The organism is Blautia sp. HCP3S3_G3, from assembly GCF_052063365.1.
Taxonomy (GTDB): Bacteria; Bacillota; Clostridia; order Lachnospirales; family Lachnospiraceae; genus Blautia_A.
This window is the reverse complement of record NZ_JBQHXR010000029.1, coordinates 1-12,031: the sequence shown is the minus strand read 5'-3', so window position 1 is coordinate 12,031 and position 12,031 is coordinate 1. Positions and strand designations below refer to the sequence as shown.

At 39.8% G+C, this 12,031-nt stretch carries 10 protein-coding genes; 5 read left to right on the top strand and 5 right to left on the bottom strand.

Going from position 1 to position 12,031, the window contains the following annotated elements:
* Positions 1 to 99: 99 nt before the first annotated feature.
* The 5 genes from ACTNEW_RS14690 to ACTNEW_RS14670 form a co-directional block, all read right to left on the bottom strand.
* On the bottom strand, positions 100 to 291 hold the full coding sequence (locus ACTNEW_RS14690; protein WP_441062342.1) for a helix-turn-helix domain-containing protein: 192 nt from the start codon (positions 289 to 291) through the stop codon (positions 100 to 102).
* A 97-nt stretch (positions 292 to 388) separates the two neighbouring features.
* Complete coding sequence (locus ACTNEW_RS14685) at positions 389 to 1,948, bottom strand: recombinase family protein (protein WP_441062339.1); 1,560 nt, start codon at positions 1,946 to 1,948, stop codon at positions 389 to 391.
* On the bottom strand, positions 1,938 to 3,590 hold the full coding sequence (locus tag ACTNEW_RS14680) for a recombinase family protein (RefSeq protein WP_441062337.1): 1,653 nt from the start codon (positions 3,588 to 3,590) through the stop codon (positions 1,938 to 1,940). Before ACTNEW_RS14680 ends, ACTNEW_RS14685 begins: the two co-directional genes overlap by 11 nt.
* Positions 3,591 to 5,336, bottom strand: a complete 1,746-nt coding sequence (locus tag ACTNEW_RS14675) for a recombinase family protein (protein WP_441062334.1) — start codon at positions 5,334 to 5,336, stop codon at positions 3,591 to 3,593.
* A gap of 106 nt (positions 5,337 to 5,442) precedes the next feature.
* On the bottom strand, positions 5,443 to 5,703 hold the full coding sequence (locus ACTNEW_RS14670) for a DUF6870 family protein (protein ID WP_441062331.1): 261 nt from the start codon (positions 5,701 to 5,703) through the stop codon (positions 5,443 to 5,445).
* Positions 5,704 to 6,240: 537 nt separating this feature from the next.
* On the opposite strand from ACTNEW_RS14670, the gene ACTNEW_RS14665 reads away from it, so the two are divergent.
* The 5 genes from ACTNEW_RS14665 to ACTNEW_RS14645 all read left to right on the top strand — a co-directional run bounded on the left by ACTNEW_RS14665 (position 6,241) and on the right by ACTNEW_RS14645 (position 11,852).
* Positions 6,241 to 6,798 carry a helix-turn-helix domain-containing protein gene (locus tag ACTNEW_RS14665; RefSeq protein ID WP_441062328.1) on the top strand — a complete coding sequence of 186 codons (558 nt, stop codon included), beginning with the start codon at positions 6,241 to 6,243 and terminating at the stop codon, positions 6,796 to 6,798.
* A 15-nt stretch (positions 6,799 to 6,813) separates the two neighbouring features.
* The gene (locus tag ACTNEW_RS14660) at positions 6,814 to 7,491 is read left to right on the top strand and encodes a response regulator transcription factor (RefSeq protein WP_441062325.1); all 678 of its coding nucleotides are present in this window, start codon (positions 6,814 to 6,816) and stop codon (positions 7,489 to 7,491) included.
* Positions 7,481 to 8,383: a sensor histidine kinase gene (locus ACTNEW_RS14655; protein ID WP_441062323.1), complete on the top strand. Its 903-nt coding sequence runs from the start codon at positions 7,481 to 7,483 to the stop codon at positions 8,381 to 8,383. The genes ACTNEW_RS14660 and ACTNEW_RS14655 overlap by 11 nt, the downstream gene beginning before the upstream one ends.
* A 133-nt stretch (positions 8,384 to 8,516) precedes the next feature.
* Positions 8,517 to 9,188, top strand: coding sequence for an ABC transporter ATP-binding protein (locus ACTNEW_RS14650; RefSeq protein WP_441062321.1), 672 nt, complete (start codon positions 8,517 to 8,519; stop codon positions 9,186 to 9,188).
* A 15-nt stretch (positions 9,189 to 9,203) separates the two neighbouring features.
* A complete protein-coding gene (locus ACTNEW_RS14645; protein WP_441062319.1) occupies positions 9,204 to 11,852 on the top strand; it encodes an ABC transporter permease in 2,649 nt (882 codons plus the stop codon).
* Positions 11,853 to 12,031: the final 179 nt, after the last annotated feature.

Below are 12,031 nucleotides of genomic sequence, written 5' to 3'. Positions count from 1 at the left end.
TTGTATCCAGTATATTATAACTCACAATATCACGATAGTCTTCACTTTTTTTAATTTACAAGTTACTTCTCAATTGTCTACCAACATCATTTTTCAAATTCATTCTTTGCGATTTATTTTTTCCATCTTAATTTGGTACGCCATTAATCTTAAAACATAATCCGGCATCGTTCTTGTTCCCCTTTCCCATTCCGTTACAGTTCTATAAGGAATACCAAAATACTCGCAAAATTCCTTTCTGTTCATTCCTGTACTTTTTCTAAGTTCTATGACTTGATCTTTAATTTCCATTTATTTCTCCCACTATTCTGTATTTTTATTAATATAACACATCTTCGCCATATACACAATGTGTATTTTTTAATATAAAATATTTTACATTAATAATTTATTCATCTTTCCACCTACATTCAATCCTCCCATCATCATACACATACACCCCTTCCACATACTCCTCCATCATCTCCCGTGTCAGCTTTTCATACCCGAGGTATTCCATCATCTGTTTTACCGGAATATTCTTTTTCAACAGGATTTCTTCCTCAGCACTTATGAAAGCTTCTAATTCCTGAATTCGTTTCTGCAACTGTTCTTTTTCCAGTTCTATCTGCCCTCTGGCATCCTGAAACTGCTTTTGATCCAGTTCGCCTTCATGGTACTTCTCGTAATTCTGCCGGTGTTGTCTTTTAAGTTGCTCCTGTTTTTCTTCACAATCACTGATTTCGCTCTGGTACGACCGTATCAGATTCTGATGCGTCTGCCGCATGGATGCATCCATCTGTTCCTGGCTGATCATTTCCTGTAAATGTGCTTTTATTTCACTCAGAATAAAGACCTCCAGGATTTTATTATCTGCTTTTCCGGCAAAACAGCCTGTATCTTCTTTTCCTTTGCTGTATGCACAACTGTAAAGGATATGACCATGCTGTTCCTTGCTTCCGGAAAGATTTCTTCCGCAGTTTCCACATTTCAAAAATCCGCTGAGAAGAGAATTACTTTTGTCAAATTTACTTTTTCTGGAATGACGCATCTGAAGACTCTGGGCTTTCTCAAATTCATCTTTTGACACAATAGGTTCATGATGGTTTTCCAGCACTTTCCACTGATCTTTCGGAATGGGAACTTCCTTTCCGGTTCCCGGATCCGGAATTTTCGTTTTTCCGTAAACCATGCATCCAATATAGTTTTTATCATTAATGATTTTCCTGACCATATCAACCGTCCACTGAAGATTTTTCGATGCTGCTTTCCGGCGATCAACTTTCTGGCGTCTGCTCATAGACTGAAGTGGTGTCGGAATACTCTCTTCATTAAAAATCCTACAGATTTCTGTTTTGGAATAACGTTGATTCGTCAATTCAAATACTCTCCGTATTACCGCCGCCTCTTCCTCCACAATTTGAAGTTTTGTCTTATCATCTGGATTTCTCCGGTAACCATATGGGGCAGAACCACAGCAGTATTCCCCTAGATTTCTTCTGGTACTGACAGCGGCTTTCACTTTCACTGACTGGTCTTTTACATAAAAATCCGCAATCAGCCCTTTGAACTGGACCTCTATATCAGAGCTTTTCCCTCTATAATCCAGAGAGTCGTAATGATCCGAGACTGAAATAAAACGGATGCCCATAAAGGGAAAAACCTGCTCCAGATAGGTTCCCATCTCAATATAATTTCTGGAAAATCTGGAAAAGTCCTTTACTACAATACACTGCACCCTGTTTTGCCTGACAAGCTGCAGTACCTGCTGCATCGCAGGGCGTTCCATACTGGCACCGGAATATCCATCATCATAAAATTCCTGATAGGGCATGGCCGCCAGTTCTGGAACCGCTGAAATGTAATCTTTGATTAACAACCTCTGATTTGTGATACTGTTACTTTCATTGTCAACATCATCTTCCATAGAGAGACGGTAATACCCGATGAGCAATCTGTTATCTGTCATCTGCCATCACCCCCTGAAATTTAAAAACGATTTCCAAATGTCCATCTCCATACAACGAGATACGGTCAACCAATGTTTCAACCAGTTCAGCATTCAATCTGGAAGTTCCTTCCAGTTCCAACAGACTTCTAAGGAATTTCGTCTCCTCTTTCTGCTGTTTCTGCAGCATACGCATTTTCTGTTCCAACGTCTTTCTTCGTTCTTGAAAAAATGTTTCCCAGTCGCTGCATTCTTTTTTGGCATCAAGGTATGCTTGTAAAGAAACCTTTCCTTCCTTATACATCAGAAAACTCTGAATCCATTGATCTGATATCTTCTGATAATCCGTTTCCATTTTATCCAGCTCTTTGCGAATAATAGAAATCTGCTCTTCCAGCACTGATCTGCTGATTGCTGTCATATCCTTTTTCTTTATTTTCAAAATCTGTAACTGTCTGGAAAGCTCGGAACGAACAATTTTTTGCAGCTTGTCTTCGGAAATATTCTTTGTCTGACACTTTCTTTCATCCTTATAACGGCTTGCCTGACAAAAATATTCCACATGCCCTCTGGTTCTGCATGTTGTCATTTTTCTCCCACAGTCACCACAGTAAAATACATTATAGAATGCCCTGTCATTTTCATCCCATCCAACATAGCTTCTTGCTTCTTTCGCAGCCTTTAACCGGATTTGTGCCTTATCAAACATATCTCTGCTGATAATCGGCTCATGTGCTTCCGAAGTGATAATCCACTCCTTTTCATCCAGAAGATCACACCATTTTTCTCCTCTGGAAAACCGGGATTCATACTTATGCTGTACCAGATCTCCATAATAATTATTTCTGGTAAGTACAGCTCTGATTGATGAGTTTCCCCATTGATGAAGCAGTTCTCCATCCTGACAATACACATGATGGTACTGGTTATAATCGGATACACGATGAACTCCATTTTCAAAAAGCCCGTCAATAATCTGATTGATTGGAATACCATCTGTATATTGTTCAAATATTCTCCGTACAATTTTGGCAGCTTCCGGATCAATGACAAGTTTTCGAATTCCGTTTTCATTAATAGAATGATATCCATAGGGTGCCATTCCTCCCACATAACTTCCATTCTTTTGGGAAGCTCGTCTGGATGCACTGGATTTTGCGGAAATATCTTTTGCATATGCATCATTGACAAGATTTTTGATATTCATAGATAATTCCTGACTATCTGCGTCTTTTGAAAAAGAATCGTAATGGTCACATACAGAAATAAACCGTACTTTCATAAACGGAAATATCTTTTCCAAATAATCTCCAGTTTCAATATAGTTTCTTCCAAATCTGGAAAAGTCTTTGACAATAATACAATTAATCAATCCTGCACGAATATCCGCCATCAATCTTTCAAAACCCGGTCTTTCAAAATTTGTCCCCGTTTTTCCGAGATCTGTATAAACATCATACAACACAAGTTCCGAATTTCTGTCAGGATTTCCATTCTGATGCCGGATAAATTCCTTTAACATTTCCACCTGCGTTTCTATTGACTCCGACTTTTTATCTTCATGATCCACGGATAATCTGGCATAAATAGCCGTCTTATAAACCGGTACCTGTGAATATTCCAACTTTTTTCCATTCAGATATCTTTTTGCTGTTCGTGCCATTTATCCCACCTCTTTTCCTTTATCAGTTTGCTGTGTATAAAGCGGACACTCGGAATCCGCTGTTGCTACTTCCTCGTGAACGCAGGCTGCTTCGCAGCCTCTGCGTTCAAAAAAGTTCTTGATTACTTTCATTTTCTCTATCATATCCTGATAACGAAGTACAATCATAATCTGTTTATTTTCATATATATAGATTTTATCTACTGCCAGTGCCAGTAGTGTTCGGTCTAATTTTTTCAGTTCCAACGATTTTTTCCATTCTTCCAGCTGAATGGTGGCAGCAACGCCATCTTCAAACATCTGTTTTACCATCTGCTTCTGATTTTCAATCACCATTTCCAGTTCTTCACATTTTTTACCATAAATATCACGAAATTCCTGAAATTCTTCTTTACTGATGATTCCGGCTTTCAAGTCATCATATAATGACACCCGCAGTGCGTAGCACTTATGGTATTCTTCCTGCAGGCGGCTGATCTGCGTATCATAGTGAATGACCTGATCATATCCGATTTCCATCTCTTTCATTTCTTCCATGATCATTTGATAATCCATAAAAAGAGAAGAATACGTCTGAATTTCTTTCAATATGATAGTTTTCAATGTTTCTTCCTGAATGCTGTGTCTGGTGCAATTTCCACCTTTATTTTTTGTCTGACAAATATAAAAAGCAGTCTTTTTTCCTTTATACTGGTTCACTCTTCGAATCATAGGCATCTTACAATCTCCACAGAAAAGGAAACCTGAAAACAGATTTGCCCCTTCCGATGATTTTGAAGCTCTTCCATCATATTGAAGAAGTTTCTGCACAATATCAAAATCACTCTGACGAATGACTGCCGAATGTGTATTCTCCACTCTTACCCATTCTTCTTCCGGCTTATCCAAACGTTTTTTTACTTTGTAGCTGATACGTTCCTGTTTTCCCTGTACCATATTTCCAATATAAACTTCATTCGTAAGGATTCGTTTAATCTGCACAGCAGACCATTTTGGAAATTCTGTACTCTGGAATCCGGAATTATAGTTCTCTCCCAATGACTTTTTATATTCTTTCGGAGGTAAAATATGACGTGCATTCAGCTTTTCAGCAATTGCCCCCAGACTTAATCCTTCAATTTTCCACGTATAGATTTTTCGGACCACATCTGCTGCATATTCATCAACTACAAGGCAGTTTTTATTCTGTGCATCCTTCTGATAACCATATGGAGCAAATGCCCCGATAAATTCTCCATTTTCCCTTTTCATCTGTTGATGGCTTCTTACCTTGGTAGAAATATCCCGGCAATAACTATCATTCACAAAATTCTTAATAGGAACCACAAGTGATTTTTCAGAAGTATTTGCTGTCTTGCTGTCAAAATGATCGGTGACCGCAATAAAGCGCACATTTAAAGCCGGGTAGATTTTCTGAATCAATCGCCCGGCTTCTATATATTCTCTTCCGAATCTGGATAAGTCCTTGACAATCACGCAATTCACTTTTCCAGCTTCTATATCACTTGTCATTCGTTTGAATTCAGGACGGTCAAAATTACTTCCTGAATATCCGTCATCCACATAAATATCAAAAATCTGGATATCCGGCTGGCTTTTTACAAAGCTCCGCAAAAATTCCCGCTGATTTCCAATACTATTGCTTTCTGTCTTAGCACTCCCATCAATGTCTGTATCATCTTTTGATAATCGAAGATATAACGCAGCATCATAGGTATCAGACACATTCATCTGCATTTGTTTCATTAACATCGCTCCTAACCATTATTCATTGAATAGAAGTCAGAAACCATGTAATCCGTTCATTTTCCCTGACTTCAAATTAACATAACATCCTTAACTTTGCAAGGCATTAATACATCAACTCCGTTCTTTTTTTTAGATAATCGCTGATTACATCCGTAGCGTCTGCTTCTCCATTCATTTTCACAACCACAACATAGCCTTCGTTTATATGAGCATATGGCTGATTTCCTGATTGGTTCAAAAAGGAGGCTACTTTCTTTGAAATCTGCTGATCCATCCTGGGAGATAATGTTTCAATATCCTTTAATTCTTCCCTGTTAATCTGTTCCAGATCATTTCTGGAGCCTTGCATCACCTGATTTGCCATAGTACTCACCTCTTTTCCAGCATATTCTTGTCACAAGTTGTCCTATAACCACAATTTTATCATTCACATCACCCCTGTAATTTTACAATGTCTCATTTCTATAAATAATCGCTCCCATTACTATCCATTTGGTTTTCAGCGTTTTGGCTTCTACTCGTATCATCTGCTGTCAGCGTTACATCTCAGAATATCTCTGAAAACTGGCAGCTTCTTCGCAAGCATACCAGCCGTTGCCGGAGTATCTTCGACGCTCGCCTGAAAATAAAATCTTACAGGGTCATGGCATCTGTGTTGACAAATGATACAGCTCATTTTGTTTTCAATGTTCATAATTCGCTTTTTTGCGAATATTAATATACTGTCATTATAGTTCGCTTTTCTGCGAATGTCAATATTATAATTCGCATTTTAGCGAATGTTTCTGTTTACAAAGAAGCATTTTGGGGGTAAAATAGAAATATCAATAAGGAAACACCCTCCGGGTGTACCAGCATGGCATGAAAACATTGCCAGTAATAAGGAAAGCAGGTATCTGATATGACGATTGGAGATAAGATAAAAAGAATCCGAACATTCCGGGAAATGACACAAGCAGAGCTTGGTGCAGCCCTTGGCTGGGGTGAAAAAGGAGCAAATCGTCTTGCCCAGTATGAGACAAACTACCGGGTTCCCAAAAAAGAACTGGTAACCGAAATGGCAAAAATACTGGACGTAAATCCCTGGACACTATATGATGCAACGACAATGGATGCTACTGAATTCATGGAACTCCTGTTCTGGATCGATGAATTCAACCCATCCGCTATAAACTTGTTCCAGATGGAAACTTATCCCGGAGAAAAATGCACTTCCAGCGAAGATACCTCTGTCCGCTATCACGATAACGATAGCTGGCCTGCACATCCGCCTGTGGGATTATGGATTAATTATGGACTTGTCAATGATTTTATGAAAGAATGGGTAGTCCGGAAAGAAGAATTAAAATCCGGCGAGATTACCAAAGACGAATATTTTGAATGGAAAATCAACTGGCCCCAGACCTGTGATGACTGCGGAAAGCATGAACCGATGAAGCAATGGAAAAACTGCAAGTAAACAGAGGGAATTCAGATGGAACAAATACTAATTATAGAAGACGATATAGCATTGAATAAAGGATTATGCAAAGCCTTAATGGCAGATAACCGCCAGGTGATTTCATGCCCGGATATGAAATCTGCCCGCAGGCAGCTTTTATGTGGTACAGTATCACTGATACTTCTGGATATTAATCTTCCAGATGGAAGCGGATTGGATTTTCTTCGTGAAATAAAAAATACAAACATTCAACTACCCGTTGTTCTGCTGACAGCTAACGATACAGACATGGATATTGTAGAGGGTCTGGAGCAGGGTGCAGATGACTACATTACGAAACCATTCTCTCTGGCTGTTCTGAGGGCAAGAGTGAATACACAGCTTCGAAAAGCACATCGGAGCATTTCTCATAGTTCTGTCAAGATTGATCATTTTATATTTGATTTTTCTTCTATGCAATTTCACGTTGGAGATAAATGCGTGGAATTAAGTAAGACCGAACAGAAGCTGCTTCGCCTGTTAGTAGAAAATCGTGGAATTGTCATGCAACGTTCAGAACTGGTAGATCGTGTCTGGACGGATGGAGCAGAGTATGTGGATGAGAATGCGCTTTCCGTAACAATCAAACGACTTCGTGACAAACTGAACGCACAGGATTACATTAAAACCATTTATGGCATTGGATATAGCTGGGTGAACCATGATGAATAACTGGGAATGGATTTTAAGTACTGCTGTTATCTTAAGTGCAATTATTTTTGTTCTTCTATACAGATGGCACATAAAAAGAGCAATGGATACAATCGAAAAAATGCTGGATACTGCAATGAAAGGAGATTTTTCAGAGAATTGCTTTGACGAAAGTCGATTATCCGCTCTGGAAACCAAATTTGCTCATTATTTTTCTGCCTCAGCAATCTCAGCAAAAAATGTAGAAGAGGAAAAGAATAAAATCAAAAAATTGGTTGCTGATATCTCCCACCAGACGAAAACACCCATCGCAAATTTACTTCTTTACTGCGAACTTTTACAGGAAGATGATTTACCCGAATCAGCTCGGAGCAATGTAGAAGCACTATATGGACAAACAGAAAAACTTCGTTTTTTAATTGATTCTCTTGTAAAGTTATCACGATTAGAAAATGGAATCATTTCTCTTTCGGTGAAACTGCAGAAGCTTCAACCCATGCTGGGATATGTAGTAAACCAATATTCTTTCAAAGCTGAGCAAAAGGGATTATATCTGCGATTGGAACAAACAGATGCAGCAGCAAACTTTGATGCCAAGTGGACAGCTGAAGCACTTGGAAACATCGTTGATAATGCGATCAAATATACCGTGCATGGAGGGATTGACATCACCGTGAAGATTTATGAAATGTTTGTCCGCATTGATGTCACAGACAGCGGCATCGGCATTTCTGAATCGGAACAGGCGCAGATTTTTTCCAGATTTTATCGTTCTGAACAGGTACGAGAGCAAAATGGCGTAGGAATCGGGCTATATCTTGCCAGAGAGATTTTTTCTCATGAAAGTGGTTATATCAAAGTAATATCAGAACCTGGAAAAGGATCCACATTTTCCATTTTCCTTTCCATCTAAGGGAAGTCTTTCAAAACTGTTAGATTTTGATATATCCCAGAAAGAATGTGGAAAGAATTGTATGCGATAATCTGTATGTAAACAGAGAGGGCGTTTCTCTGACATACAGATTTTTTTATGGAGGTAATGATCAATGGCAATATTACAAACGCAGAATCTAAAAAAAGTATATGGAGCAGGTTCAACTGCCGTTCACGCACTGGATTGCATAGATTTAAGTGTTGAAAAGGGAGAATTTGTAGCAGTAGTCGGAACTTCCGGTTCAGGAAAATCAACTCTTCTGCATATGTTAGGAGGATTGGATCGTCCCACCAGCGGTAAAGTCTTTGTAGATGGAAAGGATATTTTCTCGTTAAAAGAAGAAGCACTGACCATTTTTAGGCGCCGAAAGATTGGCTTCGTATTCCAGAGTTATAACCTGGTTCCAGTTCTGAATGTGTATGAAAATATCGTTCTGCCAATCGAACTGGATGGCAAAAAGATTGACAGGCATTTTGTACAAAATATTCTGGAAACACTGGGGCTTTCTGACAGGCAGGATGCATTGCCCAGTCAGTTGTCTGGTGGGCAGCAGCAAAGGGTAGCGATTGCTCGTGCGCTGGCATCGTCACCTGCAATTATACTTGCCGATGAGCCAACCGGAAACCTGGATTCCAAAACCAGTCAAGATGTGTTAAGTCTTCTCAAAGTAACAAGCCAGAAATTTTCACAGACGATGGTAATGATTACCCATAACGAAGAAATTGCCCAGATGGCAGACCGTATTATACGGATCGAAGACGGTAAAATTGTAACTCGCAATTAAAGGAGGGCAGCAAAGATGAAGGTTAAAAATCAAAAATGTATCCGTCGTCTGAGTTTTCGGGCTCTGAAGGCTTCACGGAAGAAAAATATCATTGCTGTCACTGCCATTGCACTGACAACTTTGCTGTTTACAGCTCTTTTCACGATATCACTATCCTTGAATAACAGTTATCAGACTTATACGTTTCGGCAAATAGGCGGTTACAGCCATGGGACATTCAAAGAGGTAAACGAGGAACAGATTGCTGCAATTTCAGCCCATCCAAATGTTCGGGAGACCGGACGTCGAACCGTTATTGGCTACATTAACACCGGGAATTTTGCAAAAACACCTGCAGAAGTGAGCTACATGGATAAGAACTGTACCAGATGGAGTTACGCAGAGCCTGTAGAAGGACATATGCCTGAAAATGAAAAGGAGATTACCATGGATACCGGCAGCTTGAAACTACTTGGTATTACACCGGAAGTGGGCACCCAGATCACACTGACCTGGACAGTTGGCAACCAAAATAGCCTTTCATATGAAAAAACTGATACATTTACGCTGGCAGGCTGGTGGGAATACGATGATCTAAGTCCGGTTCACTATATCAATATCTCCCAGGATTATGCCAAAGCAATCGAAGCCGAGGCATCCGATAAAGGTATAGAACCTTTTCGTACTGACCTTAATGTTATGATGAAATCATCTGTAAATATCCGGGGACAGATGGAGCAGGTAGATTCCGATCTTGGTTATGACTGGGAAAGTCGTGACTTGGAAAACAGCGTCCGTATCGGTGTTAACTGGGGCTATACCTCGTCACAATTGGGTGAACGTATTGACCCGGAGACGATTCTGGCAATGATTGCTTTCCTTGTACTCATTATTTTCACCGGATATCTGATCATCTATAATATTTTTCAGATTTCCGTAACGGAAGATATCCGTTTTTATGGTTTATTAAAAACAATCGGCGTAACACCCAGACAATTGCGAAGGATCATACGCTGGCAAGCTCTTCTTCTGTGTATCATCGGAATTCCGGCAGGATTGATTCTTGGCTATGGAGTTGGTGCCGTTCTGACACCTGTTGTGATGAAAAGAACAACTCTGGGGACTGTCAGCACTTCTCTTAGCAGCTCTCCGCTGATCTTTCTCGGAGCAGCGTTATTTTCTTTGATTACGGTAATATTTTCCTGTTTTCGTCCCGGCAGAATAGCCGGAAAAGTATCTCCGGTGGAAGCAGCAAAATTTACAGAAAAGCAAAACACAAGAAAAAAGAAACGAAGCACCCATGGTGCAAAAATACATCAGATGGCGTTTGCCAACCTCGGAAGGAACAAAGTAAAAACACTGCTTGTAATAGTATCACTGTCATTATCTGTGGTTCTTCTGAATGTACTGGTAACTTTTGTCAGCGGCTTCGACATTGATCGATATCTTGCACAAAAAACCTGTGCCGATTTCATTGTCAGTAACACAGACTATTTTCGGTCAAATGGCGAGTCGGGAGAATGTATTACAGAGGATACCATTTCGAAAATCAGTAAAAATACAACATCAACCCTATCAGGATGCGGTTATGCACCTCTTGACCGTCCAGAATTCTGGATGACAGAGGAAGCCTGGCGTGAACTTGCAGGAAATTATCTAACGGAAGAAGAAATGGAACAGGAATTGAAATTTTATCCGAAAAAAAACGGGCTTATCGGTGTATCGGTTCTTCTGGAGGGGCTGGATGATGCATTGTTCGACAAGCTGAATATTTGGGAAGGCGATATACAGCCGCTTCTTTCTCCAGATGATCATGCCATTGCTTTGGCTGTTCCCACAGATGATTACGGAAATGCATCTGTTCCGGATTTTTATCCTGCCATTGGAGATACCGTCACCCTCACCTATGTGGATGAAGCATATGTTATTGATAACCGAACCGGAGAACCGTGCGACGAAAGCACTCCGGATGAATATTTGGAATACTATATCGCCAAAGAACATGATGTAATCTATACCGTATGTGCTTACATTACCGTACCTGATTCCATGAGTTATCGTTTTTCTACTCTGGGATATGAAGCAATCCTTTCATCACAGGCATTGCAGGAAGATAGTAAACAGGAAATCCATTCTCTGTTTTATCTTTTTGATACACCCGATTCCCAATCAGAACTTGCCGCAGAGAAATATCTGGCAGATTTAACCGGAGGCGATCTTTCCGAAATCATGTATGAAAGTAAAGCAACAGCCCGAGCTGATTTTGAAGGCTTTCAAAATATGTTTCTGATAGTAGGCGGACTGCTCTGTGCGATTATTGGACTGGTAGGTGTTTTGAATTTCTTCAACGCAATTATGACCGGAATTCTGTCGCGCAAAAGAGAATTCGCAGTTCTCCAATCCATAGGAATGACAAACAGACAATTGAAGAAAATGCTGATTTACGAAGGGTTATTCTATGCACTTGGTTCTTCCGCTGTGGCACTGATTCTTTCTGTCCTGCTGTATCCACTACTCGGGAATTTACTGGAAACAATGTTCTGGTTCTTCCGTGCGCATTTTACCATTTTACCCGTTTTGATTACTATTCCAGTCTTTGCTCTTCTGGGACTTGGTATTCCTTCTGTTATATACCACCAGACCTCAAAGCTAAGTGTTGTAGATCGGTTACGAGAGACAGAATAACCACTTTAAAACAATTAAACAAAGCCTGAAATAAGAATAGACCGGCAGGAACAATCACGTGGGTATTGGAGCCTGTGAAAAAAAGTCTGTAAATAGCATATGGAAATATATGCGATAAGGGTCTTCTATGATAAAATCTAATTCATAGGAGGCCCTTTATTATGGCAAACAGAAAAAAA